Origin of the sequence: Massilia sp. CFBP9012 (assembly GCF_034045115.1) — a bacterium.
Lineage (GTDB): Bacteria > Pseudomonadota > Gammaproteobacteria > Burkholderiales > Burkholderiaceae_D > Telluria.
This window is the reverse complement of sequence record NZ_JAXCWM010000017.1, coordinates 78,546-104,457: the sequence shown is the minus strand read 5'-3', so window position 1 is coordinate 104,457 and position 25,912 is coordinate 78,546. Positions and strand designations below refer to the sequence as shown.

Annotated in this window: 20 protein-coding genes and 1 other RNA gene; 13 read left to right on the top strand and 8 right to left on the bottom strand. The window is 66.3% G+C overall.

What is annotated here, in order from left to right; translation table 11 throughout:
- Positions 1-72 precede the first annotated feature (72 nt).
- The 5 genes from SOM61_RS23780 (at position 73) to SOM61_RS23760 (ending at position 6,861) form a co-directional block, all read left to right on the top strand.
- Entirely contained in the window at positions 73-1,059 is a 987-nt protein-coding gene (locus SOM61_RS23780) for an alpha/beta fold hydrolase (protein WP_320476368.1), read from the top strand.
- A 225-nt stretch (positions 1,060-1,284) separates the two neighbouring features.
- Positions 1,285-3,150 carry a glucokinase gene (locus SOM61_RS23775; RefSeq protein WP_320476367.1) on the top strand — a complete coding sequence of 622 codons (1,866 nt, stop codon included), beginning with the start codon at positions 1,285-1,287 and terminating at the stop codon, positions 3,148-3,150.
- A 10-nt stretch (positions 3,151-3,160) separates the two neighbouring features.
- Complete coding sequence (locus SOM61_RS23770; protein WP_320476366.1) at positions 3,161-3,541, top strand: VOC family protein; 381 nt, start codon at positions 3,161-3,163, stop codon at positions 3,539-3,541.
- Positions 3,542-3,579: 38 nt separating this feature from the next.
- On the top strand, positions 3,580-4,737 hold the full coding sequence (locus tag SOM61_RS23765) for a glycerophosphodiester phosphodiesterase (RefSeq protein WP_414675059.1): 1,158 nt from the start codon (positions 3,580-3,582) through the stop codon (positions 4,735-4,737).
- Positions 4,738-4,935: 198 nt separating this feature from the next.
- A complete protein-coding gene (locus SOM61_RS23760) occupies positions 4,936-6,861 on the top strand; it encodes a sensor domain-containing diguanylate cyclase (protein WP_320476376.1) in 1,926 nt (641 codons plus the stop codon).
- A 149-nt stretch (positions 6,862-7,010) separates the two neighbouring features.
- Here the strand turns inward: SOM61_RS23760 and SOM61_RS23755 are convergent, their stop codons facing one another.
- On the bottom strand, positions 7,011-9,731 hold the full coding sequence (locus SOM61_RS23755; RefSeq protein ID WP_320476364.1) for an alpha-1,6-glucosidase domain-containing protein: 2,721 nt from the start codon (positions 9,729-9,731) through the stop codon (positions 7,011-7,013).
- Between the two features lie 106 nt (positions 9,732-9,837).
- On the bottom strand, positions 9,838-11,418 hold the full coding sequence (locus SOM61_RS23750) for a POT-type proton-dependent oligopeptide transporter (protein WP_320476363.1): 1,581 nt from the start codon (positions 11,416-11,418) through the stop codon (positions 9,838-9,840).
- A 257-nt stretch (positions 11,419-11,675) separates the two neighbouring features.
- Here SOM61_RS23750 and SOM61_RS23745 point away from each other — a divergent pair, with 257 nt between their 5' ends.
- Both SOM61_RS23745 and SOM61_RS23740 read left to right on the top strand, forming a co-directional pair.
- Positions 11,676-13,316: an alpha-glucosidase family protein gene (locus SOM61_RS23745; protein ID WP_320476362.1), complete on the top strand. Its 1,641-nt coding sequence runs from the start codon at positions 11,676-11,678 to the stop codon at positions 13,314-13,316.
- On the top strand, positions 13,316-15,199 hold the full coding sequence (locus SOM61_RS23740; RefSeq protein ID WP_320476361.1) for a glucokinase: 1,884 nt from the start codon (positions 13,316-13,318) through the stop codon (positions 15,197-15,199). The genes SOM61_RS23745 and SOM61_RS23740 overlap by 1 nt, the downstream gene beginning before the upstream one ends.
- 15 nt (positions 15,200-15,214) lie before the next feature.
- Here SOM61_RS23740 and SOM61_RS23735 read toward each other — a convergent pair whose 3' ends face one another.
- Positions 15,215-15,685: a hypothetical protein gene (locus tag SOM61_RS23735; protein WP_320476360.1), complete on the bottom strand. Its 471-nt coding sequence runs from the start codon at positions 15,683-15,685 to the stop codon at positions 15,215-15,217.
- A 323-nt stretch (positions 15,686-16,008) separates the two neighbouring features.
- Here SOM61_RS23735 and SOM61_RS23730 point away from each other — a divergent pair, with 323 nt between their 5' ends.
- Positions 16,009-17,241: a PEP-CTERM sorting domain-containing protein gene (locus SOM61_RS23730; RefSeq protein ID WP_320476359.1), complete on the top strand. Its 1,233-nt coding sequence runs from the start codon at positions 16,009-16,011 to the stop codon at positions 17,239-17,241.
- A gap of 114 nt (positions 17,242-17,355) precedes the next feature.
- On the opposite strand, the gene groL is transcribed toward SOM61_RS23730, so the two are convergent.
- Together groL and groES are read right to left on the bottom strand one after the other, a co-directional pair.
- Positions 17,356-19,002 carry a chaperonin GroEL gene (gene groL, locus SOM61_RS23725; protein WP_147935990.1) on the bottom strand — a complete coding sequence of 549 codons (1,647 nt, stop codon included), beginning with the start codon at positions 19,000-19,002 and terminating at the stop codon, positions 17,356-17,358.
- Between the two features lie 40 nt (positions 19,003-19,042).
- On the bottom strand, positions 19,043-19,333 hold the full coding sequence (gene groES / locus SOM61_RS23720) for a co-chaperone GroES (RefSeq protein ID WP_147935989.1): 291 nt from the start codon (positions 19,331-19,333) through the stop codon (positions 19,043-19,045).
- A 390-nt stretch (positions 19,334-19,723) separates the two neighbouring features.
- Between groES and SOM61_RS23715 the strand changes: the two genes are divergently transcribed.
- The 5 genes from SOM61_RS23715 (at position 19,724) to SOM61_RS23695 (ending at position 21,914) form a co-directional block, all read left to right on the top strand.
- A complete protein-coding gene (locus SOM61_RS23715) occupies positions 19,724-20,014 on the top strand; it encodes a hypothetical protein (RefSeq protein WP_320476358.1) in 291 nt (96 codons plus the stop codon).
- Positions 20,011-20,322, top strand: coding sequence for a cell division protein ZapA (locus SOM61_RS23710; protein ID WP_320476357.1), 312 nt, complete (start codon positions 20,011-20,013; stop codon positions 20,320-20,322). The genes SOM61_RS23715 and SOM61_RS23710 overlap by 4 nt, the downstream gene beginning before the upstream one ends.
- Positions 20,323-20,368: 46 nt before the next feature.
- A non-coding RNA gene (gene ssrS / locus SOM61_RS23705) (6S RNA) lies at positions 20,369-20,550 on the top strand.
- Positions 20,551-20,639: 89 nt separating this feature from the next.
- On the top strand, positions 20,640-21,110 hold the full coding sequence (locus SOM61_RS23700) for an EVE domain-containing protein (protein WP_320476356.1): 471 nt from the start codon (positions 20,640-20,642) through the stop codon (positions 21,108-21,110).
- Entirely contained in the window at positions 21,111-21,914 is an 804-nt protein-coding gene (locus SOM61_RS23695) for a sulfite exporter TauE/SafE family protein (protein WP_320476355.1), read from the top strand.
- On the opposite strand, the gene SOM61_RS23690 is transcribed toward SOM61_RS23695, so the two are convergent.
- The 3 genes from SOM61_RS23690 to SOM61_RS23680 are packed head-to-tail and all read right to left on the bottom strand — an operon-like array spanning position 21,907 to position 25,864.
- On the bottom strand, positions 21,907-24,093 hold the full coding sequence (locus SOM61_RS23690; RefSeq protein WP_320476354.1) for a xanthine dehydrogenase family protein molybdopterin-binding subunit: 2,187 nt from the start codon (positions 24,091-24,093) through the stop codon (positions 21,907-21,909). The two genes, SOM61_RS23695 and SOM61_RS23690, sit on opposite strands and share 8 nt — an antisense overlap.
- Positions 24,090-24,569 carry a (2Fe-2S)-binding protein gene (locus SOM61_RS23685; RefSeq protein WP_320476353.1) on the bottom strand — a complete coding sequence of 160 codons (480 nt, stop codon included), beginning with the start codon at positions 24,567-24,569 and terminating at the stop codon, positions 24,090-24,092. The genes SOM61_RS23690 and SOM61_RS23685 overlap by 4 nt, the downstream gene beginning before the upstream one ends.
- Entirely contained in the window at positions 24,566-25,864 is a 1,299-nt protein-coding gene (locus tag SOM61_RS23680; RefSeq protein WP_320476352.1) for a c-type cytochrome, read from the bottom strand. The genes SOM61_RS23685 and SOM61_RS23680 overlap by 4 nt, the downstream gene beginning before the upstream one ends.
- Positions 25,865-25,912: the final 48 nt, after the last annotated feature.

Genomic DNA, 25,912 nt, shown 5'->3' with positions numbered 1-25,912 from the left:
ACTGGTGGTTCCGTCAACTTTGCCTTGATTGCCATGCCAGTCTTTACACGTATTGCCCGTGCAGTCGCGGGAATGGGTTTTGCCCTCGCGCTGCTGCCGGTCCAGGCCTTCGCGCAGTCCACCACGGAGCCGAGCTACGGTCCCGAGCTGGAAGAGTTCAAGTACCCCGAACCGACGCAGCAATACCGCTTCAAGTCGCAGGGCGTCGACCTGCAGATGACCTATATGGACGTCAAGCCGGCCAAGCCGAATGGCCGCACCGTGGTGCTCATGCACGGCAAGAACTTCTGCGGCGCGACCTGGGATGGCACCACCAGGACCCTGACCCAGGCCGGCTACCGCGTCGTGGTGCCCGACCAGATCGGCTTCTGCAAGTCGACCAAACCGCAGCACTACCAGTACAGCTTCCAGCAACTGGCCGACAACACCCGCAAGCTGCTCGAGTCGATCGGCGTGAAGAAGGCGATCGTCATCGGCCACTCGACCGGCGGCATGCTGGCCACGCGCTATGCGCTGATGTATCCGGAAGCCACCGACCAGCTGGTGATGATCAACCCGATCGGCCTGGAAGACTGGAAGAACCTCGGCGTGCCGTCGCTGGGCGTGGACAAGTGGTATGAGCGCGAGCTGAAAACCTCGGCCGAGCGCCTGCGCGAATATTCGCGCACCACCTATTACAACGGCCAGTGGAAGCCGGAGTACGAGGTGCCGGTGCAGATGCTGGTCGGTATGTACCGCGGCAAGGGCAAGGAAATCGTGGCCTGGAATTCGGCGCTGATCTACGACATGATCTATACGCAGCCGGTGGTCTACGAGTTCCCGCTGATTAAAGTGCCGACCTTCCTGCTGATGGGGCTGAAGGACACGACCGCGATCGGCAAGGACGCGGCGCCGGCCGAGATCCGTCCGAAGCTCGGCAACTACACGGTGCTGGCGCAGAAGACGAAGGAGGCGATTCCCGGCTCGAAGCTGGTGACCTTCCCGGACATGGGGCATGCGCCGCAGATGCAGGAGCCGGTGAGGTTTCACAAGGCGCTGGTGGAGGGGCTGGTGCGCTGATTGTGGTGTACTGCGCGCTTGCGGCTGCGTTGCGTTAACTTGGGTGCCCGCCTTCGCGGGCACGACGTGCGTGCGTAGCGGACTGCGGTAACTGCGGTGGCCCGCACCGTCAGAACGTCGTACCCGCGCAGGCGGGTACCCAAGTTTGCAAGCGCACCCGCACCCTTCGCAGCACCCCCCCCAACCCCCATTCTCTTGCATTTAGTTCAATGGTATCCTTACACGATGACCGTCGATCCAGACACCAAACTGAAACCCGCGCGCGCCGCTTTTGCCGACGGACCGCGCCTGCTGGCCGACATCGGCGCCACCCATGCGCGCTTCGGTCTCGAGACCGCGCCCGGGGTCCTGTCCCAAGTCACCGTGCTGCGCTGCGACGACTACGACGGCATCGTCCCGCTGCTGCACGCCTACCGGGCAGATCATCCGAACCAGCGCATCAGCCACGCGGCCTTCGCGCTGGCCAATCCGATCAGCGGCGATTTCATCCGCATGACCAATCGCGACTGGCAGTTCTCGACCGACGAGGTGCGCCGCGCGCTGGGCCTGTCGACGCTCCTGATCGTGAACGACTTCACTGCGCTGGCGATGGCGCTGCCCGGCTTCCAGCCGAAGGACTTGCTGCAGGTCGGCGGCGGACAAGCGCAGACGCATGCGGTGTCGGGCGTGCTCGGTCCCGGCACGGGCCTGGGCGTGTCGGGCGTGATCCCCACCATCGACGGCTTCGTGACCCTGGGCAGCGAGGGCGGCCACGTCAATTTCGCGCCGAGCGACGAGCGCGAATTCGCGATCCTGCAATATGCCTGGCGCGAATGGAAGCACGTCTCGAACGAGCGCCTGATCTCCGGTCCCGGCATCGAACTGATCTACCGCGCGCTGGCGCAACGCAACGGCGTCGACGCGCCTGCGCGCAGCACGGCCGAGATCATGAGCGGCGCGCTGGACGCCGGTGACGCCCTGTGCCTGGAGGTGCTGGAAACCTTCGCCGGCATGCTGGGCAGCGCCGCCGCCAACCTGGCGGTGACCCTGGGCGCCTTCGGCGGCATCTTCATCGGCGGCGGCATCGTGCCGCGCATGGGCGAGTGGTTCGCCGGTTCGCCGTTCCGGGCCCGCTTCGAGGCCAAGGGGCGCTTTTCCGACTACATCGCCCAGATCCCGACCTTCGTCATCATGACGCCGAACCCGGCACTGTACGGCGTGTCGGCGATCCTGTCCGAACACCTGCGCGGACGCAGCGGCGCCAACACGCTGATGGACCGCGTGCAGCAGCTGCGCCACGAACTGTCGCCGGCCGAGCAGCGCGTGGCCAGCCTGGTGGTCGATCATCCGCGCAAGGTGCTGTCCGAACCGATCGCCGAGATCGCGCGCCTGGCGGACGTGAGCCAGCCGACCGTGATCCGCTTCTGCCGCTCGCTGGGCTTCCAGGGCCTGGCCGAGTTCAAGCTGAAGTTCGCCGGCAGCCTGACTGGCACCATCCCGGTGCGCCACAGCCAGGTGCGCGTCACCGACAGCACCCATGATTTGTCGGCCAAGGTGATCGACAACACGGTGTCGGCGATCCTGAAGTTCCGCGACGCGCTCGACGTGCATGCGATCGACCGCGCGATCGAGCTGCTGCGGCGCGCGCGCCGGGTCGAGTTCTACGCGATGGGCAATTCGCGCGCGGTGGCGCTGGACGGCCAGCACAAGTTCTTCCGCTTCCGCATCCCGGCCGCGCTGTACGGCGACTCGCACCTGCTCAACCTGGCCGCCGGCCTGCTGGGACCGGGCGACGTGGTGATCGCGATCTCCACCGGCGGCCAGCTGCCCGACCTGCTGGAGGCGGTCGACACGGCGCGCGCGCAAGGCGCCGACGTCATCGCCATCACCAGCAGCAAGTCGCCGCTGGCGAAGAAGGCCAGCGTGTGCCTGGCGGTCGACCACAGCGAGGACAGCACCACCTTCCTGTCGATGATCTCGCGCATCCTGCAGCTGCTGCTGATCGACATCATGTCGGTCGGGATCTCGCTGGGGGCGCAGGGGGAGGGCAGCCAGGGTAGCCAGAACGACATCGAACAGCGCCGGCTGCTGATTTCGCACCTGGACATCTAGAAGGACCCGCATGATTCATCACCTGTCGCTCGGCGTGCGTAATCTGCATGCCAGCGCGCGTTTCTACGACGGCATCCTTGGCGCGCTGGGTTTCCGGCGCGTGTTCGAGGACGACGAGGCGATCGGCTACGGTCTGGAAGACGACGAGGACATCCTGTGCCTGAAGCAGCGCGCGGACGCGGCGCCGCCTGGTCCGGGTTTTCATCTGGCGTTCGCGGCGCCGACGCGGGCGGCCGTGGACGCCTTCCACGCGGCCGGGCTGCGTGCGGGCGGCGCGGATAACGGCACTCCGGGACCGCGTCCCGACTACGGCCCGCATTACTACGCGGCCTTCCTGGTCGATCCGGACGGCCACCGCGTCGAGGCGGTAGTCAAAGGGCCGGTGGCCTGACGCCGGATGTCACACCGGTGTCACGGTCAACCCCGACAATGAACGCCAAGCCCGATCAACGGAGGTGGCCTGTGTCGCATCTTGCCTGTTCACTTTTCCTGCGCATCGCCGGTGCAGCATGTGTGGCCATCCTGGCGGCAGGCTGCGCCAGCCACGACCTGAAAAACCCCGGCCCGTCCTGGCCCACTTCTCCCAGCGTCATCGCACACCGTGGCGCCTCGGCCCTGCGTCCCGAGCACACGCTGGCCGCCTACCGCAAGGCGATCGAGGACGGCGCCGACAGCATCGAGCCCGACCTGGTCGCCACCCGCGACGGCGTGCTGGTGGCGCGCCACGAGAACGAGATCTCGGGCACCACCAACGTCGCGGAGCTGGCGCAGTTCTCCGCGCGCAAGGCCAGCAAGACCATTGACGGCGCAGTGGTCAGCGGCTGGTTCACCGAAGACTTCACCCTCGCCGAACTCAAACAGCTGAGCGCCCGCGAGCGCATCCCCGCCAACCGGCCCGCCAACACGATGTACGATGATCGGCATGCGGTCCCGACCCTGCAAGAGATCATCGACCTGGTCGACAGCGAAAGCCGCGCGCGCAACAAGACCATCGGCCTGGTCCCCGAGCTGAAGCACCCGAGCTATTTCAAGTCGATCGGCCTGCCGCTCGAGCGGCGCCTGGTGGACGCGCTGGCGGCCAACGGCTACCGCGGCCGCGATGCGGCCGTGTTCATCCAGTCTTTCGAAACCGGCAACCTGAAGGAGCTGCGCGCGATGGCCGGCTACCGCCTGGTGCAGCTGGTCAGTCCGAGCGGCGCGCCCCACGACGCGATCGAAGCCGGCAGCGGCCTGACCTACGCCGACATGATCACGCCGGAAGGACTGCGCGCGATCGCGTGCTATGCCGACGTGGTGGCGCCCTACAAGACCATCGTCATCCCGCGTGACGCCGCCGGAGAACTGGGAGCGGCGACGCGCTTCGTCCAGGATGCGCGCGGCGCCGGGCTGGCGGTTCATGTGTGGACCATGCGGCCCGAGAATCCCTTCCTGCCAACCGGCATGCGCTCCGCGCCCGCAGACTCGCCCAGCCAGCGCGGCGATGCGGCGGGCGAGATTCGCGCCTATCTGGAAGCCGGCGTGGACGCGGTATTCACCGACGATCCGGCGATCGGACGCACGGCGATTGATGCCGTGCGGAAACATTGATTCTTGCCTCTCATGGCTTGAAACGGCACGTCGTATTGACGACCGCGGGGCCCACGCGTAAAAGCGTCTACGCCACGCAACGCTCACGGCGGAAACAGTAGTTTCCACTAGGAACCCCATGTAAGATTCGGCCGTGGACGCCCCCATTCCCGGCGTTCCGTCATCGTCCCGGCCTCGACCCGCCGTCCCTGAACCGGTATTTGGAAGAGCACCATCATCGTCACCTACGCACACACCGAACAGGCCCGCCTTGCCGCGCTGGCCGCGCTTCAAATCCTCGACACGCCCGCTGAGACGCGCTTCGACCGGTACACCCGGCTCGCCGCGATGACCTTCGGCGTGCCGATCGCGCTGGTGTCGCTGGTCGATGCCGAGCGCCAGTGGTTCAAGTCGCGCGCCGGGCTTGAAGCGCAGGAGACGCCCCGCTCGATCTCGTTCTGCAGCCATGCGGTGCAGGCGAGCGAGATGCTGGTGGTGGAGGACGCGGCGCACGATCCGCGCTTCGCCGTCAATCCGCTGGTGACGGGCGCGCCGCACATCCGCTTCTATGCCGGCCAGCCGGTCTACAGCGATGGCCAGGCGGTGGGCACCCTTTGCATCATCGATAGCGCGCCGCGCAGCTTCGGCATCGAGGAGCGCCAGGTGCTGAAGGACCTGGCCGGGCTGGTCGAAACCGAACTGAATCACATGAAGGCGGTGATGGCGCGCATGCTCGCCGAGCAGGCGCTCAAGTCGCTCAACACCGAACTCGAAGCCCGCATCGCAGCCCGCACCGCTGAGCTGGAAGAGCGCGTGGCCGAGTCCATGCGCATCCGCCAGCAGCTGGAAGAAAAGCAGGAGCTGCTGGACGCGGTGCTGGAATCGATCGACGTCGGCGTGGTCGCCTGCGACGCCATCGGCAACCTGACTCTGTTCAACCGCACCGCGCGCGATTTCCATGGCCTCGACCTGAAGGCGGTGGCGCCAAGCGAATGGTCGCAGTATTACTCGCTGTACCACGCCGACGGCCGCACGCCGATGGCGATGGACGAGGTGCCGCTGGTGCGCGCGCTCAAGGGCGAAGTGGTGCGCGACGGCGCGATGGTGATCGCGCCGAACAAACGCATTCCCTATACGCTGATGGCCAGCGGCCGACCGCTGCGCAATGCCCAGGGCAAGACCCTCGGCGCGGTGGTGGCGATGAAGGACATCACCGAACTGAAGGCCTCGAAAGACCGGCTGGTCGAGAGCGAGGAACGCTTGCGCACGATCACCGACAATCTGCCGGTGCTGATCGCGCATCTCGACCAGGACCACCGTTATGTGTTCGCCAATGCGGTGCACCAGTCCTGGCTGGGCAAGGCGCCCGAGCAGGTGGCCGGCCAGACCATGGTCGAGGCCTTCGGCGAGGAATACTGGTCGCAGCAGCAGGAAGCCCTGAAGGATGCCTGGGAAGGCAAGGCCTCGCAGTGCGAGCACGACATCGTGCGCAAGAAGCACATCCGCATCGTGCACTCGACCTTCCTGCCGCACCTGCGCGACGGCCAGGTGGTCGGCGTTTACATCCTGACCACCGACGCCACCGCGGCGCGCATGCATGAGCGTAACCTGCACGCGCTGGCCCACACCGACGCGCTGACCGGCATCCCGAACCGGCGCCAGTTCGAGCTGGCGCTGCAGGTTGCGGTGCAGCGCGCGCCGCAGCGCGAGCGCGCCTTCGCCCTGCTGTACCTGGACATCGACCACTTCAAGCAGATCAACGACAGCCACGGCCACGCGGTGGGCGACATGGTGCTGGTGGAGTTCGCGCGCCGCGTGCGCAAGGTGGTGCGCAGCTCGGACCTCGTGGCGCGCCTGGCCGGCGACGAATTCACCGTGCTGCTCGACGAAGTCGGCTCGCCGCGCGACGTCGAGCTGGTGGCCAAGAAGATCATGCAGGCGATGGAAGCGCCGTTCGTGGTCGGCAGCCATGCGATTCCGGTGGGCGCCACCATCGGCGTCGGCCTGGCCGACGCCCCGGGCGTCACGGCGCAGGCAATCAGCGAGCTGGCCGACGGCGCGCTGTACGAGGCCAAGGGCATGGGCCGCAATACCTTTGCCATCGCAAGGCTGGCCGATGCGCTGGCGCTCGACACCGTGGCCTGAGACCGGCGTTGCACTCGGCCGGGCCGGGAGAACGCTTGCTGGCATCAATCCGTCGAAGATGGCGTGTTTTCGATTGGAGGCGCGGCTCTCGTCATTGCCCCGCCCGCCGCCACTTTCCATGAATCTGGAAAGATGGCGGCATATCAGCATTACTCAGTCACGAACACTACGGCCGTACGCGCCGGCACGGTAAACGTGCCGCGGGCGCCGTCGAAGCGCGCCTCTTGCGCGCGCTGGTCCGCCGCGCCGGCCGCGGTATGCACCGGATGCAGGCGCAGCTTCTTGCCGCGCAGGAGCGTGGCGTCGATGGTGTGCGCCTTCTTGTCCACGTTTACCAGGTAGCCCAGGCCGGCGAAGTTCGCGCCGGGATAGCCCTGACCGTCGATCCAGGCCGCCAGCACGGTCGGCACCTGCTCCGGGCCGGTGTTGAAGAAACGCAGGCGGGCATTGATGTCTTGCGTGCTGCGCAGGCGCAGCAGCGTGGAGCTGGCGCGGATCTGCAGCAGGTCGCGGAAGGCGTCGCGCGCGAACGCGATGTCGGCGGGCGCCGGCTTGAGCGCGGCATTGGCCAGCAGCGGCTTGAACAGCGGCCAGTCCTTGGCATTGTCTGCGGCCGGCGGCAGCCCGGTGCCGAAGAAGTTGTCCTGGTAGGTCCAGTCGAGACGGTTGAACCAGTCGCCCGAGTTGAAGCTGTTGCGGTCCAAAGACTTCGAACGCAGCACGTCGATGCCGGCGTGGTAATAGGCCACGCCCTGGCTGAAGGCATTGATCGCCATGCCCAGCACCTGCACCCGCGCACGCTCGGTGGCGCTGGTCGCCACCGGCAGCTTGAGCGCGTTGATGTCGTACAGGGTCTGGTTGTCGTGGTTCTCGACGTAGTTCACAGCCTCGGCGGGCTGGCTCGCGTAGCCGGCCGGCTGGTTGCCGCCGTAGACGATGTCCTGCAGCTGGCGCACCTTGCCGTCGAAGGTCTGCATCGGGTAGCTGCGCACCGAGCCGGCCAGGCCGACGCGGATCAGGTCGGCCGCGCGCAGCAGGTCGGCGGACTTCGCTTTGCCGCCGAGCGCGTTCGGGTCGTACACCAGGCCATTGATATAGCCTTGCTGGCGGATGACGATCTCGCCCGAGTCGCCCGGCGAGCCGCCGCGCACGGCGTCGCGCGCGCGGTCGCTGAAGGTGCCGATGCCGGTGCCGTTCAGCGACAGCTGCGAGGCCTGCACGAAGCGCGCGCCATCGGCCACCTCGCCGAAGTTCCAGCCTTCGCCGATCAGCTGCACATGGCGGCCGGCGGCCTCGTTCACGTCCTTCTGCAGGCGCTCCATCGCCGCGCGCGGCTGGTGGCCCATCAGGTCGAAACGGTAGGAGTCGATCTTGTAGTGGCGGGTCCACAGCACCGACGAGTCGATCATCAGCTTGGCCATCATCGTGTTCTCGGTGGCCGTATTGAAGCAGCAGGTCGAGGTCTCGATGCCGCCTTGCGCATCCAGGCGATGGTAGTAGCCCGGCACCACGCGGTCGAGGATCGATTTTTCTTCCTGGCCGGCGATGAAGGTGTGGTTGTAGACCACGTCGGTGCCGACGCGCAGGCCTGCCTTATGCAGGTTCATCACCATCTCGCGGAACTCGACGATGCGGCGCGCGCCATCCTGCGGGTCGCTGGCATAGCTGCCCTCGATCGCATTGAAGTGCTGCGGGTCGTAGCCCCAGTTGAAGCAGTCGGTATGCGCGGTCTTGCCGATCAGGGCCTGCTGGCTCTCGCCATCGGGCGCGCCTGATGGTTGCGGCTGTGCGCAAGCCACTTCCGGGATGCTGCCGATGTCGTACACCGGCAGCAGGTGCACATCGGTCAGGCCGGCTTTTGCCAGCGCGCGCAGGTGCTTCATGCCGTTCGAGTTCGTCTCGGAGAAGGCGGTGTACTTGCCGCGTTTGGGCGCGGGCACGGTGTCGTCGATCAGCGAGAAGTCGCGCACGTGCAGTTCGTAGATGACCATGTCGGTCTGGGCCTGCACCGTGGCTGGCGGACGGGTGTCGTCCCAGCCGCGCGGCTTGAGATTCGGCGCATCGAGGTCGGCGATGTAGCTGCGCTTCGAATCCGCGTTCAGGCTGACCGAATACGGATCGGTGACCAGGTTGCGCACCAGGCCGGCGCCGGGCACGGCGACGTCGACCGCATATTTGTAATAGGTGCCCGACAGGTCGCGCGGCAGGCTGGCCGACCAGGCGCCGGTCTTCTCGTCGAGCGTCATCGCGTGCACGGCGTTCGCCTTGGCCGTCGGGCCATCATAGGTGCAGACCGCAACCTGGCGCGCGGTTGGCGCCCACAGCTTGAAACCGGTCTTCTTCGCAGTCGGCGTGGCGCCGAGATCGGGGATGGCTTCGGCGGCGGCGTACAGCTCGTCGAGCGCACCGGCCGACTGGATGCGGGTGGCGGCGACCACCATGCCGTGCGCGTCTTCCTGTACCAGCACCAGCTGTTCGCGGTGCAGGGCGGGCAGGCGCGCGAGATCGGCATCCGCCACGCGCAGGGTCGGGCCGGTGGCGACCCATTTGAAGCGCTCGGCCGCGGCTTGCGGGACGGCCGTGGTCGAGATGTCCAGCTTCAGTGAACCGGCGGCGCCGGCGACCTTGCTGCCGGCCTTGGCGACGATCGATGCGGCGGGGGAGTGGTACAGGCGATAGGCGCCGTCAGCGGCGGCGCCGGGCCAGCGCACCAGGCGCTTGTCGAGCCAGACGGCGCGCGCATCGACTTGTTCGCCATTGGCTTGCAGGACTTCCTGGAAGCCGGCGCTATTGCACGTTTCAAGTGGAACCGCGGCGTAGGCGGTCGAGGACAGCGATGCCGCGACGAGGGCAAGTTGGAGTTTGTTCATGGTGGGTTGGCGGGTCTCCCGCCGACGCGTTCAGGCGCCGGCGCAAGACCACCGCATTGAGGGAGTTAAGAGGGAGCATGGGCGGCAAGGCCGCCCACCCCGCACATTACGCCGCGTTGCCGCGATAATGATCGACCATCTTGTAGCGCGTCGCATACCAGCCGAACGCCAGCGCCGACAGCAGCGCGAAGCCGGCAAAGAAATACATCTGCGCCGCCATCACGCCCATGCCGGTGCCTTCGATATAGCCCACTACCGACTCGTTCTTGACGCTCGCGTTCACGATCAGCACCCACAGGTTACCGACCGTGACGGCCAGGTACCACAAGGCCATGATCACGCCCTTCATCGAGGCCGGAGCCTGGCTGTAGGCGAATTCGAGGCCGGTCGCCGAGACCAGCACCTCGCCCAGGGTCAGCAGCGCATACGGCGCGATCTGCCAGGCGATCGAGACAGCGTCGCCAGCGTCGAGCGCGACCTGCAGGTTGCCGACCACGATCCAGGCGGCGGCCGACAGCACGATGCCGGCGGTCATGCGGCGCAGCGGCGACGGTTCGATGCCGAACTTGCGCAGCATCGGGAACAGCAGCAGGTTGTTCACCGGGATCAGGATCATCACCAGCAGCGGGTTCAGGGCCTGCATCTGGGCCGGGATGACGTCGAAGGTCCAGCCGAGGAAGCTCACCTGCGTGGTCATGGCATTGGCCTGCACGATCCAGGTCGAGGCCTTCTGGTCGAACAGCGACCAGAATGGCGTCACCAGCGCAAACACGATCAGGATGCGCAGCACGGCGCGCACGCCGTCCACCGCTTCTTGCGGATGCACGCCGCGCGCGCGGTCCAGCTGCATCGAGGCGCCGATGCCGCCGAAGGCCATCAGCAGCACCAGTGCAGTACAGGCGCCGATCACGAAGCCCCACTGCGCCGACATCGCCAGCGACACCACCGCCGCGGCAGCGCCGACCAGCGCGATGTTCAGGCCCGGACGGCCCTGGCCGGGGGCCTTGGTCAGCAGGGCGGTCTTGGCCACCTGCATGAAGGAGTGCGGATTCGGCGGCGAGGGCGGCACGTGCACGTATTTCTTCTTGCCGCTCCAGAACACCATGGTGGCGATGAACATCAGGATGCCGGGCACGCCGAAGGCCCAGGCCGGACCGTAGTCGCGCAGCAGCAGCGGCATCAGCAGCGAAGCGAAGAACGAGCCGAAGTTGATGATCCAGTAGAAGGCGTCGAACACGACCTTCGCCTTGTCCTTGTTGGTCTGGTCGAACTGGTCGCCCACGAAGGAGGCCACCAGCGGCTTGATGCCGCCCGAGCCGAGCGCGATCAGGAACAGGCCGAAGTAGAAGCCGTTGACGTTGTCCTCGAAGATGGCCAGGCAGGCGTGGCCCGCGCAGTACACGAGGCTGAGCCAGAACACCGTGTTGTACTTGCCGAAGTAGCGGTCGGCCAGCCAGCCGCCCAGCAGCGGGAAGAAGTACACGCCGATCACGAAGGTGTGGAACACGTGCTTGGCTTCGCCGGTGCGCATGTCTTCCGGCAGGAACATCAGGAGCGTCGTGATCAGGAAGGGCGTCAGGATGTTGCGCATCCCGTAAAAGCTGAAACGCTCGCAGCCTTCGTTGGCAATAATGTAGGGAATCTGCCGCGGCATTCGCCCGGAACCTGGTTTTGCTAGATCAGTCATCGACCGCTTCCTTGAAATGTCAAACAGACGCGATGCTATGACGAGCGCGTATCTCTTTGCAATAAAAATATTGTTGTGAAACAAACGAGAAACATATCGACGTAGTTTAGTTACGAAGACCACTCGGCTGGAAACGTTTTCGATGTTTCAAGCCTTTGAATCATAAGGATAAATCAAGAATTTTCGGAAAACTTCCGGAATTGTCAAGTTTTGTTGCGTCCTGTATATTGCCTAGAATTCCAAACCAGAGACCAGCCATGACCCAGATCTCGACCACGACGAATCCGAACTGGTGGCGCGACGCCATCATCTACCAGGTTTATCCGCGCAGCTTCCTCGATACCAACGGCGATGGCATCGGCGACCTGGCCGGCATCACCGAGAAGCTCGACTACATCGCGAGCCTGGGTGTGGACATCGTCTGGTTGTCGCCGTTCTTCAAGTCGCCGATGCGCGACTTCGGCTACGACATCGCCGATTACTGCGACGTCGACCCGATGTTCGGCAACCTGGACGACTTCGACCGCCTGGTGTCCAAGGCCCACGGCCTGGGCCTGAAGATCATGATCGACCAGGTGATGTCGCACACCGCCGACACCCACCCCTGGTTCGCCCTTAGCCGTTCGAGCCGCGACAATCCGAAATCGGACTGGTACGTCTGGGCCGATCCGCTCCCGGACGGCAACCCGCCCAATAACTGGCTGTCGGTGTTCGGCGGCTCGGCCTGGCAGTGGGATACCCGCCGCAAGCAGTACTACATGCACAACTTCCTGGTGAGCCAGCCGCAGCTGAACTTCCATAACCCGGACGTGCAGAAGGCGCACCTGGCGGCCCAGCGCTTCTGGCTCGAGCGCGGCGTCGACGGCGTGCGCATGGATGCCTGCGTGTTCCACTTCCACGACCGCCAGCTGCGCAGCAATCCGCCGGCGCTGGTGCGCGACACCTCGACCGTGACGGACGTGAACCCGTACGGCATGCAGGCCCACATCCACGACAAGACCCAGCCCGAGAACATCGCCTTCATGGAAAAGCTGCGCGCCCAGCTGGATGAATTCGGCGCGGTCTCGATCGGCGAGATCAGCTCGGACGATGCGCTGGCCCAGATGAACGAGTACATGGCAGGCGGGAACAAACTGCACATGGCCTACAGCTTCAACTTCCTGACGCCGGTGTTCACGGCCGCGCACATCCGCGCGCAGGTGGAAGACTTCGAACGCCGCGTCGAGGAAGGCTGGGCCTCCTGGTCGGTCGGCAACCACGACGCGATCCGCGTGATGACGCGCTGGGGCGGCCCGCAAGCGGCCGCCGGTTTCGCCAAGCTGGTGCTGGCGATGCAGCTCTCGCTCAAGGGCACGCCCTGCCTGTACCAGGGCGACGAGCTGGCGCTGCACGAAGCCGACGTCCCGTTCGAATTGCTGCAAGACCCGTACGGCATCACCTTCTGGCCCGAGTTCAAGGGCCGCGACGGTTGCCGCACCCCGATGCCGTGGCAGGCCGGCGCGCCGCACGCCGGCTTCACGCAGGGCACGCCCTGGCTGCCGGTGGAGCCTTCGCACGCCGCCGCCGCGGTCGACCTGCAGGACGCCGACCCCGATTCGATGCTGAACTTCCAGCGCCGCTTCATCGCCCTGCGCCGCACCATGCCGCAGCTGACGCGCGGCGAGATCGCCTTCATCGACGTGCCGGAGCCGGTGCTGGCCCTGCGCCGCGACCTGCAGGATGAGCGCAGCGTGCTGGCGGCGTTCAACCTGTCGAACGAAGAAGTGACGTTCGACTGGCCGGCGACCGAAGGCGCCGACCACATGGCCGTCGAGGGGCTGGCCGGTGCAGCCCAGCGCGGCCGCGTGACCCTGCCGCCTTACGGCGCCTGGTTCGGCCTGGTCCGCGCGGAGGGATGATGGCGGCCCGGCAGGAGCAGGGGCAGAGGCAGGAGCAAGAATCGGAAAAGTTCGCGCGCACGGCGTTCGCCGACGGACCGCGCCTGCTGGCCGATATCGGCGCGACCCATGCGCGCTTCGCGCTGCAGACCGCGCCAGGCGTGTTCCGCTCGGTCCAGGTGCTGCGCTGTGACGACTTCGAGGGCATCGTCCCGCTGCTGCGCCACTATCTGCGCGACCATGTCGACCATGGGAATGTGCGGCTGAACCACGGCGCCTTCGCGGTCGCCAACCCGATCAACGGCGACTACGTGCGCATGACCAACCGCGCCTGGGAGTTCTCCACCGACGCGGTGCGACGCGAGCTGGGCCTGTCGACCCTCCTGATCGTCAACGATTTCACCGCGCTGGCCACCGCGCTGCCGGGCTTCGCCAAGGAAGACCTGATGCAGGTGGGGCCGGGCACGAAGGTAGAGGGCGCCGTCATCGGCGTGCTGGGGCCGGGCACCGGCCTGGGCGTGTCGGGCGGGATCCCGACCGCGGACGGTTTCGTCACCCTGGGCAGCGAGGGCGGCCACGTCAACTTCGCGCCGGCCGACGAGCGCGAATTCGCCATCCTGCAATACGCCTGGCGTGAATGGCCGCACGTGTCGAACGAGCGCCTGATCTCGGGCCCCGGCATGGAAGTCATCTACCGCGCGCTGGCCGACCGCAACGGCGTCGACGCCACGGCGCGCAGCGCGGCGGCCATCGTGTCCGGCGCGCTGGAGGCCGACGACTCGCTGTGCCTGGAAACGCTCGAATGCTTCTGCGGCATGCTGGGCGGCGCCGCCGCCAACCTGGCGGTGACCCTGGGCGCCTTCGGCGGCATCTTCATCGGCGGCGGCATCGTGCCGCGCCTTGGCGAGTGGTTCGCGCGCTCGCCGTTCCGCACGCGGTTCGAGGCCAAGGGGCGTTTCTCGGACTACCTGGCGGACATCCCGACCTATGTGATCACCACGCCGAACCCCGCCTTCCACGGCGTGGCGACCATCCTGGCCGAGCACCTGCGCGGTCGCAGCGGCGCCAACACGCTGATGGAACGCATCGGGCAGCTGCGCGAAGAGCTATCGCCGGCCGAGGCGCGCGTGGCGACGCTCGTGCTCGAGCATCCGCGCACGGTGCTGAACGAACCGATCGCCGAGATCGCGCGCCTGGCCGACGTGAGCCAGCCGACCGTGATCCGTTTCTGCCGCTCGCTGGGCTTCCAGGGCCTGGCTGAATTCAAGCTCAAGTTCGCGAGCAGCCTGACCGGCGCGATCCCCGTGCGCCACAGCCAGGTGCGCATGAGCGACAGCACCCACGATCTGTCGGCCAAGGTGATCGACAACACGGTGTCGGCGATCCTGCGCTTCAGGGACCAGCTCGACGTGCGCTCGCTCGACCGCGCGATCGAACTGGTGAGCCGCGCGCGGCGCGTCGAGTTCTATGCGCTCGGTAATTCGCGCGCGGTGGCGCTGGACGGCCAGCACAAATTCTTCCGTTTCAGGATTCCGACCGCGCTGTATGGCGACGCCCACCTGTTCACCCTGGCCGCGGGCTTGCTGGGGCCGGGCGACGTGGTGATCGCGGTATCGAATTCGGGCGGCCTGCCGGAGCTGTTACAGGCGGTGGACATCGCGCGCGCCGCCGGCGCCGACGTGATCGCCATCAGCAACAGCCAGTCGCCGCTGGCGCGCAAGGCCAGCGTGTGCCTGGCGGTCGATCACAGCGAGGACAGCACCAGCTTCCTGTCGATGATCTCGCGCATCCTGCAGCTGCTGCTGATCGACATCATGGCGGTGGGGATTTCGGTCGATGGCCAGCATGGGCCGGAGGCGGGCAAGGATCCGCGCCGGCTGCTCATCTCGCACCTGGATAGTTGAAGACTCGGGGCGCCGTCAGTTGGCGCTCTTGAGGTCCACGCGTTCGATGGTGCGGCGCCATTCCTGGAGGCTGAGCAGGGTGTCCGAGCCGGTGTCGTCGACCAGGATCTCGCTGCCGTCCTGGGCCACCAGGAAGCTCTCGCGGCGGCGCGCATCGTCGGCGCGGTTCTCGACAAAACTCAGCTGGTAATACTTCTTGCCGTTGACTTCGCGCGGGACCGGATCGTCCTCGATCACGGCGCCATGCGCCTTGCCCTGGCTGCGCTGTTCGATCTGGCGCGACCAGGCCTGCAGTTCCGGCAGCGCCAGCAGCGAATCCATCGCCTCCTGTTTCGTGTGCGCCGGCGCCTGGGCCGTGGGCGCGGCGGGCGCGGGCGCCGGTGGCGCTTCGCGCTCGGCGCGCTTGCAGCCGGCAACGGCGCAGCACAGCATCAGCGCGGCAATGGTCAGGCGCAAGGGGGAAGAAGATGCGGCGCGTGTGGACATGGCAGGTCTCGTGAAGGCAGGCGGTCATGGTAAACCATGCGTGTTCGACCAGCAACACGGGACGCCGTTCGACGACAGCATGGATTGTGCGAAAAGCAAGGGCATTGCAACGATGTTTTGCATCCGTTGTTCAATATATTTCCATACGGAAAGTAATTCATGTTTTTCGCCACGAAATCACATTTTTCACCATGGAACCAGAATTTATTCGTAGAAATAATGATATTCTGTAGGATCACTCCTACCTGAACTCCCACGTCATGGACAGCCGCCACTCTGCTTATACCCGCCGCCTCGCCAAGGCGTCGCAACGCGAAAAGCGCTTGGGGGCGCTCGCCGTGCTGGGCCTTGCCGTGGGCGTCGCGGGCGTACTGGCGCCGCCGCTGGACATCGATTGGACGCGGCTGGACCGCCAGCCGGACGAGATCACTCACCTCGGCGCAAGCCCGGGCGCCGCACTGGCGCCGGCCGCGTCGATCGCGGCGCCGGCCGCGGAACAGGGCGCCGCACGCCGCATCTATCCGTTCTCGATCATCCCGGGTGGCGTGGCCGACAAGGACGAACTGGCGCGCGTCATCCGCACCGACGCCGTGGTCGCGGCGCACTATGCCGGCTTCGACGTGGCGAATGCGCGCGCGGTCACCGTGACCGCGCCGCGCGCCGTGTACGTGTCCTACCGCAAGGGCGACCAGGTCTACTGGACCAGGAAGAAGCTGATGCTGGCGCCGGGCGAAACCCTGCTCACCGACGGCAAGAACGAGATGCGGGCGCGCTGCGCCAACCGGATTTCCGACGTGCCGATGTATCCGGTCGAAGCCCATGGGCCGACCGAGTCGGAACTCGATTCCTTCGTCACCGAGGATGGCGGCGGGATAATGGCCGTGGCGGCCGGCCTGGAGGGATTCGACGACGGTCCCTCCGCAGGGCAGCGCTATCATACCGAGGTGTTCCCGAACGGCGCCGGCCTGCTGACGGGCGCCGCGCCGGCCGCGCAGTCGCGCCTGGCTGACCTCATGGGCAGTCCGCCCGCAAGGTATGGCTCGGGCATTTCGAACGGCGGCACGCTGGGCGACGGCAGCGGCGATGGCGCGACGACACCGTCGACCGGGACGCCTGTCGGCAGTACCCCGACGCCGGGAGGTGCCGGCAATGGCAATGCCGGCAGTGGCGACAGTCCTGGCGGCGGCCTGCCTGGCGCCTCGACCCCATCCACGCCGACGCCATCAACGCCGACGCCATCATCGCCGACGCCGGACCCTGGCACCGTCCCGGGCTCCGATCCCGATCCCGGCCCGGGACCCAATCCCGAGTTGTCTCCGCCCACGCCGGGTGTGCCGGGCACGCCGGGAGGTCCCGATACGCCGGGCACGCCAGGCGTTCCGGGCACCCCGGGAAATCCCGGCATCCCTGGCACCCCGGGTGGTCCGCCGGACGACATCGAGGTCGAGCCGAACGACCCGGTCGACGTGCCGGAGCCGGGCACCCTGTGGCTGGGCGGCGCGGCCTTCGCGGCCATGCTGTGGCTGCGTCGCAAGGGGCCGCGCGCCAGGAGCTGAGGTTCCCGCTGCATCAAACAACAAAAAAGCCCGCGAGGTGTGAACCTCGCGGGCTTTTTATCGTGGAAGACTGGCGCGCCGGCGTTGCCGCGGCGCGCCAGGCGACCGGCTGATTTACATCATGCCGTCCATGCCGCCCATGCCGCCCATACCACCCATACCGCCCATGCCGCCGGCTGGCTTGTCTTCAGCCAGTTCCGAGACCATGCAGTCGGTGGTCAGCATCAGGCCGGCGATCGACGCTGCATTCTGCAGGGCCGAACGGGTGACCTTGGCTGGATCCAGCACGCCCATTTCGACCATGTCGCCGTAGGTGCCGTTGGCGGCGTTGTAGCCGTAGTTGCCCGAACCGGCCAACACTGCTGCGACGACGACCGATGGCTCTTCGCCGGCGTTCTGGACGATCATGCGCAGTGGCTCTTCCATGGCGCGCAGGACGATCTTGATGCCTGCGTCCTGGTCTGGATTGTCGCCCTTGACGGTGATGTTGGCGCGAGCGCGCAGCAGGGCCACGCCGCCGCCGGCGACGATGCCTTCTTCCACCGCAGCGCGGGTAGCGTGCAGTGCATCTTCGACGCGTGCTTTCTTCTCTTTCATCTCGACTTCGGTGGCTGCACCGACGCGGATCACGGCAACGCCGCCGGCCAGCTTGGCCACGCGCTCTTGCAGTTTTTCGCGGTCGTAGTCCGAGGTCGCTTCTTCGATCTGGGCGCGGATCTGCTTGACGCGGCCTTCGATCGATTCAGCCTGGCCGGCGCCGTCGATGATGATGGTGTTCTCTTTGCCGACTTCGATGCGCGAAGCCTGGCCCAGTTCTGCCAGGGTGACTTTTTCCAGGGTCAGGCCGACTTCTTCGGCGATGACCTGGCCACCGGTCAGGATGGCGATGTCTTCCAGCATGGCCTTGCGGCGGTCGCCGAAGCCAGGCGCCTTGACGGCGACGGTTTTCAGGATGCCACGGATGTTGTTGACGACCAGGGTCGCCAGCGCTTCGCCTTCGATGTCTTCGGCGACGATGACCAGCGGACGGCCAGCCTTGGCGACTTGTTCCAGTACCGGCAGCAAGTCACGGATGTTCGAGATCTTCTTGTCGCACAGCAGGACGAATGGCTGCTCGTGCACGGCCACTTGCTTGTCCGGGTTGTTGATGAAGTACGGGGACAGGTAGCCGCGGTCGAACTGCATGCCTTCCACGATATCCAGCTCGTCGTTCAGCGACTTGCCGTCTTCCACGGTGATGACGCCTTCCTTGCCCACTTTTTCCATCGCTTCAGCGATGCGCTCGCCGATCGAGGTTTCCGAGTTGGCCGAGATGGCGCCGACTTGTGCGATCTCTTTGGTGGTGGTGGTTGGCTTGGCGATCTTCTTCAGTTCTTCGACGGTGGCGGCGACGGCCTTGTCGATGCCGCGCTTCAGGTCCATCGGGTTCATGCCGGCGGCAACGAACTTCATGCCTTCGCGCACGATGGCTTGTGCCAGCACGGTCGCGGTGGTGGTGCCGTCACCGGCGTTGTCGCTGGTCTTGGAAGCGACTTCCTTGACCATCTGCGCGCCCATGTTCTGGAGCTTGTCTTTCAGTTCGATTTCTTTCGCGACCGAGACACCATCCTTGGTGACGGTCGGGGCGCCGAACGAGCGCTCGAGCACGACGTTGCGGCCTTTCGGGCCCAGGGTGACCTTGACCGCGTTGGCCAGGATATTGACGCCTTCGACCATCTTGGCGCGCGCTGCGTCGCCGAACACTACTTCTTTAGCTGCCATTTGTTATTTCTCCGAATGTTTCGTGAATGGGGTCAGGGAATTACTGCTGGACGACGGCCATGATGTCTTCTTCGCGCATCACGAGCAGTTCTTCGCCATCGACCTTGACGGCCTGGCCGGAGTACTTACCGAACAGCACGCGGTCGCCGACTTTGACTTCCAGCGGACGGACCTGGCCGTTGTCTTGCACTTTGCCGTTACCGATGGCGAGGACTTCGCCTTGGTCTGGCTTCTCTGCCGCGGCATCAGGGATGATCAGGCCAGACGCAGTCTTGGTTTCCTGGTCGAGGCGCTTGACGATTACGCGATCGTGCAGAGGACGAAGGTTCATGCAAAACTCCTTAATATTCAGTGGTTTAACTAGCGTTTTTTTGACATCGCCCCGGCCCTGTGTTCAAGTGCCGCGGCGATCTGCAAAGAGTTGTTAGCACTCTCAGCTAACGAGTGCTAATTATAGGGACGATAACTTGCCTTTTCAAGCGCCTGGCGGTAGATATAGTTTTGTACGCTTGAGCCAGCGCAAGCCGGTGTCGGCCCTGCGCAATGCATTTTTAGCATCTCTTGCCGACAAGTGCAGAACAGGCAAGAGGCGGGCAGCGTACACTGCCTGGCGCTTTCCTGCCGCACGCCAGGCCGCCGCGGCAGGGCCATCCAGACGGGTCTTGCCGCACCGCAGCGCGATTCGGTTGACGGAAAATCCATCTCGATCCTATAGTGTCGAATGATTTCCGAATTCCAAGACCTCTCAGACAAAATCGACCGGCTCGCCCAGCTGACCCAGTCGTTGCGCGCCGAGAACTATTTGCTGCGTCAGGCCAATACCCTGCTCAGCGCCGAGAACCTGGCGTTCAAGGAACGCCTGATCGAGGCCCAGCGCCGGGTCGAGGCCCTGCTCGATGAGCTGCCCAAGCCGCCCGATGAGGACGGCGAAGAGGGCGGGGAAGACGAAGCCGCCGGCGATTCGGCCGGCACGGCAACCGGCGCACCAGGCGATAGTGAGGCAGCACGATGATCCATCTCGACGTCACCATCATGGGCCAGCCCTACCGCCTGGCCTGCCGCGACGGCGAAGAGCGCACCCTGCGTGAGGCGGTGAGCTACCTCGACGGCAAGATGTGCCAGCTGCGCGATTCGGGCAAGGTGAGGGGCACCGACCGCATCGCCGTCATGGCCGCGCTAAGCGTCGCCGCGGAATTCCTGTCGGTGAAGTCGCCGCAGGGGCCGCTGTCGGACATGTCGATCCTCGAGGTCAAGCAAAAGCTGGAAGCGATGCACACGGTGCTCGACAAGGCGCTGGCGCCCCAGGAAAATCTTTTCTGAAAAGCCGAATCCGTTTGACATGCCGCTTCAAAAGAGTACACTGCGCTCTACCCTGCGGTGTTCGAGATTTGCCATATATTCCTTGAACCATTCTTACGCATAGGTCGTGGAACAAGTTCGATGGGAGTGAGCGTCACTCGTTTGACGAACCCGAAATTGATCTGACCGTGACCGCCTTGAACCGTTTTGGTTCAGGATGCCGGCAAAAACGGCACTGGCGGGGGCTAGAATACACAAGCGGTTGCGCACTCTGTACGCAGCCGCTTTTTTTTGTGCGCGCGTCAACCGTGACGGCGCCTTGCAGGGAGAACGGCGCGATGCGCTATTGGTTGATGAAATCCGAACCGGACGAAGTCAGTTTCGACGACGTCCTGTCCGCACCCGGCCAGACCGTGGCCTGGTTCGGCGTGCGCAACTACCAGGCACGCAACTTCATGCGCGACGCGATGGCCGTCGGCGACGGCGTCCTGTTCTATCACTCCAGCTGCGCCGTGCCGGGCGTGGCCGGGCTGGCCGAGATCGCGAGCGGACCCTATCCCGACGCCACCCAGTTCGACCCCTCCAGCCATTACCACGACCCGAAAGCCACCCCGGAAACGCCGCGCTGGATCTCGATCGACGTGCGCGCGCGGGAAGCGGGGCGCTATCTGCCGCTGGCCGAGATGCGCACCGTTCCCGCACTGGACGGCATGGTGCTGCTGCAAAAGGGCAGCCGGCTGTCGATTTCGCCGGTCACCAGATCCGAATGGGATGCGGTCGTCAAACTCGTGCGCGCCAGGGGGGCCTGAATGGATCCCTGGCTGATCCTGGCCCTGCTGACGATGGGCACCTTCGGCGGCTTCGCGGCCGGCCTGCTCGGCATCGGCGGTGGCATGGTGCTGGTGCCCTTCATCACGATGATCTTCACCGCGCGCGGCTTCGCCGACGAACTGGTGGTCCACATGGCGATCGCCACCGCGCTCGGCGTCATCCTGTTTACCTCGATGTCCTCGGTGCGCGCCCACCACAAGCACGGCGCCGTGCTGTGGCCCGTGGTGCGCCTGCTGGCGCCGGGCATCCTGATCGGCTCCTGGATCGGCCCCTGGATCGGCAAGCAGATGAACACCTCGGTGCTGGCCTTTTTCTTCGGCTGCTTCGTCGCCTTTTCGGCCACCCAGATGCTGATCGGGAAGAAGCCGACGGCGGCGCGCGAATTGCCGGGCCGGGCCGGCATGTTCGTCACCGGTGGCCTGATCGGGATTTTGTCGGGACTGGTCGGCGCCGGCGGCGGCTTCGTCTCGGTGCCGTTCATGACGCGCTGTAATGTGCGCATCCATAACGCGGTCGCCACCAGCGCGGCGCTGGGCTTTCCGATCGCGCTCTCGGGCACGCTGTCGAATATGTATTATGGCTGGGGCGAGCCGGGCCTGCCGGCATGGTCGCTGGGCTTCGTCTACCTGCCGGCGCTGGCCATCATCGTGCTGGCCAGCGTGACCATGGCGCCGCTCGGCGCCCGCACCGCGCACAAGATGCCGGTGCGCCAACTGCAGCGCATCTTCGCCGTGATTCTGTATGCGCTGGCGGTGTACATGTTCTGGAAGGCTTTCAACTAGCCTTTCTCATCCTCGCCCGATCCAGTGGCAGGTCGCGCATGCGCAGCCCGCTGGCGTCGAACACCGCGTTGGCGATCGCCGCCGCGGCCGGGCCCTGCGCTGCTTCGCCGGTGCCCAGGAAGGGCTGGCCGGGGCGGTCGATCAGGTGCACGTCGACCTTGTCGGGCACCTGGCCGAAGCGCAGGATCGGGTACGAGGCCCAGTCCACGGTGAGCACGCGCTCGGCGTCGAAACGCACCTGTTCCAGTAAAGTCCAGCTGGCCGACTGATTGACGCCGCCCTCGATCTGGTTGCGCACGCCGTCCGGATTGACGATCTCGCCGCAATCGACGGCGCTCGATACGCGCGTCACGCGCACCAGACCCGTTTCGCGCGCCACCTCCACCTCGACCGCCAGCGCGCAATAGGATGCCAGGTTCTTGTAGCGTGCGAAGGCGAAACCGCGCCCGCGCCGCGCAGTTTTCTTGTAGCCATCCCAGCCGAACTTCGCCGCCGCCAGCTTCACCACCTCGATGGCGCGCGGATCGTCCAGGTGGCGTAGCCGAAACGCGACCGGGTCGACTTTCGCCGCACGCGCCAGTTCGTCCATGAAGCTCTCGATCGCGAACACATTGCAATAGGCGCCCAGGCCGCGCATGGCCGAGGTGCGCAGGACCGCCTTCGGCTGGAAGTGATGGGTCACGCGCGCGTTCGGCAGCCGGTAATAGGGGATGGCGTTGCGGTCGCCGCTGCCTTCCGGCTGCGGGCTGGGTTTCGGCACCGGCGGCGTAAACGGCTTGGCCAGATGCGTGGCTGGCAGCAGGTTGCCGGCCTTGCCGGGACGGGTGTTGTGCGGGGGCGTGAAGACGTCGTACTGCCAGTCGGCGATGCGGCCGTCCGGGCCCAGCGTGGCCGCCACCTGCGCCACCATTGCCGCACCGAACGGCTCCCAGCCGTGTTCGTCCTCGCGCATCCATTGCACCCGCACCGGCCGGCCCGGGAAGGCGCGCGCCAGCAGGGCGGCGTCGGCCGCCACGTCGTCGGCGGCGTTGTGGCCATAGCAGCCCGAGCCCTCGACGTGGATGCAGCGGATTGCGTCCTCCTTTACTCCCAGCAGTTCGGCCAGCGCGCCGCGCAGCGGGAACACGCCTTGCGAGTGGGTCCAGACCGTGTAGCGGTTTTCCACTAGTTGCGCCACGGCGCAGGACGGGCCGATGGAGGCGTGCAGCTGGAAGGGGCGGGTATAGGTGGCCTTGAAGTGCGTGCCTTCGTGCACACGTGCGCCGCGTTCGAGGATGGTCGCCGGTTCGGCCGGCTGGGCCATCACCAGCGCTTTGATGTCGGGATGGACTGGCAGCGCGGCCGGCGTCTCCCAGCGCACGGCGCGCGCGAGCAGCGCGGCGGCTTTCACGGCGCGGTATTCGCCGTCCGCGATCACGGCCAGGAAGCGCCCGTCGCGCACGATTTTCAAGACACCGGGCAGGCGCATGACGGCGGCCGTATCCACCGCGCTCAAAGTCGCCGCCTGCGCGGGCGGGCGCACCACGCGCGCATGCACCATATTCGGCAGGCGCAGGTCCTGCACGTAGGCGGCTCCGCCCGTGACCTTGGCCGGGATGTCGATCCTCGGCAGCGACTGGCCGATTGCGGTCTTGGGGCCGGGAGCGGGCGGCGCCGGCTGCGACGTGGCGCGCAGGTGCAGTTCCTGGCCGGTGACCAGCTGGCCGAAGCTGGCGCGACGGCCGTCAGGGGCGATGAAGGCGCCATCCTTCAATGCCAGGCCGGCCGCGGGCGTTCCAAGGCGCGCCGCCGCCAGCGCGCCCAGGCGCATCCGCACCTGGCCCGCCGCATGGCGCAGCGCGGCGCCGCTGTCCTTCATCGAGTTGCTGCCGGCGGTCATGCCTTCGTCCGGCGTGCGCGCGGTGTCGGCGGTGACGAGCGTCAGGCGCCCCGGTGCGATGCGCAGCTCGTCGGCCACGACCTGCAGCAGCGCGGTCTTGATGCCTTGCCCCAGCTCGGCCTTGCCGGTGAAGACCGTGATGCGTTCATCGGCGTCGATGCGGATCCAGGCGTCGAGCCAGGGCGTTTTTTCGAGGCTTTTCGGTAATGCGTCTTGCGCGGACCACGCCGGCATGGCGAACGACAGCGTCAATGCGCCGCCCGCGGCCAGGAAGCGGCGGCGGCCCTGGTCTGCGCTCATCGCTTTTCTCCCTTTGCCAGCACGTCGGCGGCACGCCGCACCGCGCGCAGGATGCGCATATGGGTGCCGCAGCGGCACAGGTTGGGCGACATGTGGGCACGGATCCGGGCGTCGCTCGGATTCGGTTCGCGTTCGAGCAGTGCGCTGGCCTGCATGATCATGCCCGCGATGCAGTAGCCGCATTGCGCCGCCTGCTCGTCGATGAAGGCCTGCTGCAGCACGCCGGGCTTGTCGCTGTCGCCCAGGCCTTCGACGGTGCGCACGGCGCGCGTGCCGACGCTCGACACGGGCACCAGGCAGGACATCACGGGTTTGCCGTCCATGATCACGGTGCAGGAGCCGCACTGGCCCAGGCCGCAGCCGAACTTGGCGCCATTCAGGGCCAGGTCGTTGCGCAGCACGTACAGCAGCGGGGTATCGGGATCGGTATCGACGGCGTGGCGCTTGCCGTTCACCTGCAGGCGGTAGGTCGTCATGGTGCTCTCGCTTTGCTCACTTGCTCGTCCAGTTGCGGCCAGGCCGGCTGGCCGGCGCCGTACTTGCGCAGGTAGGCGGCCAGCGCGCCGGCCTGTTCATCGCTCAGGATCGCCTCGAAGCCGGGCATCCAGCGTCCCGGCTCGCCATCCGGCGGCAGGATGCCGGTGTCGACGATGTGGATCAGGCTGCGCGGGTCGGGGTCGTACAGGGCGATCGCTTTCTGTAGCGGCAGGGCAGTGCCCGAGCTCGGGGCACGGCCGACGTCGTGGCAGCGCGCGCAGGAATTGGCGTACAACTCATAGCCGAGGCGCATGCGCGGCAGTTCCGGATCGTCGGCGGTGGGTTCGGGTAGCGCTCCATCGCGCTGCGCCGGCGTCGTGCGTAGTGGCGCCTGCGACAGGTGGCTGAGGGTCCACGCGGCCAGCGCGGCGACGTCGCCTTCATCGGCCTGGGCCAGGTGCATCACGACGTCCTGCATCGGGCCGCCGGCGACCGCGTGATCCTCGGCCATGCCGGTGCGCAGGTAGGCCTGCAGCTCTTCGCGTGTCCATGGCAGCGGCGACGGCGAATTACGGTTCAGCGCGGGCGCGTACCAGCCCTCGGCTTCGCCGCCATCGAGCTGGCGCTTGATATCCGGACCGCCCAGCTTCGTGCGCGGCGTATGGCAGGCGGCGCAGTGGGCAACGGCGTCGGCCAGGTAGGCGCCGCGGTTCCATTCGGCCGATTGTCGCGGGTCGGGTCGCCACGGCGCGTCATCCAGGTACAGCACGTTCCAGAACCCGACCAGCGGCCGGAAACCGAAGGGGAAGGTCATGTCGTTGGCGGGCGCCGGCTCGGCGATCGGGGTGCGCGTCATGAAGTAGGCGTACAGGTCGTCGATGTCGTCCTGCGTCATGCGCATGTAGTGGTTGTAGGGGAAGGCGGGGTAGAGTCGGTGGCCGTCGCGCGAGACGCCCTCGCGCATCGCCCTGGTAAACACTTCGGGGCTCCAGGCGCCGATGCCGGTGTCGGCGTCGGGCGTGATATTGGTGCTGTGGACGGTGCCGAACGGCGTCTCCATCGGCTTGCCGCCGGCGAAGGGGCGCGCCAGGTCGGCCGTGTGGCACGAAGCGCACATGCCGAGATGGGCGAGATTGGCGCCGCGCTCGATGCGGGCCTGGTCGAAGGAAGGTGGCGTGGCTTGCGGCGCCAGCGCGGGGCGCCACATGATGGCGAAGGCGATGCCTGTCAATACGACGATGGCGGCAAGCAGCAGCCACCATCCGGTATGCAGCTTGCGCCTTGTTTGATCCATGAGGGCTCCGATCCGTGGAGCCTCATTGTCGGGCGTGAAGGACGAGCG

Bases quoted from the DNA above. Each gene is read 5' to 3' on its own strand.
- SOM61_RS23780 (WP_320476368.1), top strand. From the start codon at position 73: ATGGGTTTTGCCCTCGCGCTGCTGCCGGTCCAGGCCTTCGCGCAGTCC.
- SOM61_RS23775 (WP_320476367.1), top strand. From the start codon at position 1,285: ATGACCGTCGATCCAGACACCAAACTGAAACCCGCGCGCGCCGCTTTT.
- SOM61_RS23770 (WP_320476366.1), top strand. From the start codon at position 3,161: ATGATTCATCACCTGTCGCTCGGCGTGCGTAATCTGCATGCCAGCGCG.
- SOM61_RS23765 (WP_414675059.1), top strand. From the start codon at position 3,580: ATGAACGCCAAGCCCGATCAACGGAGGTGGCCTGTGTCGCATCTTGCC.
- SOM61_RS23755 (WP_320476364.1), bottom strand. From the start codon at position 9,731: ATGAACAAACTCCAACTTGCCCTCGTCGCGGCATCGCTGTCCTCGACC.
- SOM61_RS23750 (WP_320476363.1), bottom strand. From the start codon at position 11,418: ATGACTGATCTAGCAAAACCAGGTTCCGGGCGAATGCCGCGGCAGATT.
- SOM61_RS23745 (WP_320476362.1), top strand. From the start codon at position 11,676: ATGACCCAGATCTCGACCACGACGAATCCGAACTGGTGGCGCGACGCC.
- SOM61_RS23740 (WP_320476361.1), top strand. From the start codon at position 13,316: ATGGCGGCCCGGCAGGAGCAGGGGCAGAGGCAGGAGCAAGAATCGGAA.
- SOM61_RS23735 (WP_320476360.1), bottom strand. From the start codon at position 15,685: ATGTCCACACGCGCCGCATCTTCTTCCCCCTTGCGCCTGACCATTGCC.
- groL (WP_147935990.1), bottom strand. From the start codon at position 19,002: ATGGCAGCTAAAGAAGTAGTGTTCGGCGACGCAGCGCGCGCCAAGATG.
- groES (WP_147935989.1), bottom strand. From the start codon at position 19,333: ATGAACCTTCGTCCTCTGCACGATCGCGTAATCGTCAAGCGCCTCGAC.
- SOM61_RS23715 (WP_320476358.1), top strand. From the start codon at position 19,724: ATGATTTCCGAATTCCAAGACCTCTCAGACAAAATCGACCGGCTCGCC.
- SOM61_RS23710 (WP_320476357.1), top strand. From the start codon at position 20,011: ATGATCCATCTCGACGTCACCATCATGGGCCAGCCCTACCGCCTGGCC.
- SOM61_RS23700 (WP_320476356.1), top strand. From the start codon at position 20,640: ATGCGCTATTGGTTGATGAAATCCGAACCGGACGAAGTCAGTTTCGAC.
- SOM61_RS23695 (WP_320476355.1), top strand. From the start codon at position 21,111: ATGGATCCCTGGCTGATCCTGGCCCTGCTGACGATGGGCACCTTCGGC.
- SOM61_RS23690 (WP_320476354.1), bottom strand. From the start codon at position 24,093: ATGAGCGCAGACCAGGGCCGCCGCCGCTTCCTGGCCGCGGGCGGCGCA.
- SOM61_RS23685 (WP_320476353.1), bottom strand. From the start codon at position 24,569: ATGACGACCTACCGCCTGCAGGTGAACGGCAAGCGCCACGCCGTCGAT.
- SOM61_RS23680 (WP_320476352.1), bottom strand. From the start codon at position 25,864: ATGGATCAAACAAGGCGCAAGCTGCATACCGGATGGTGGCTGCTGCTT.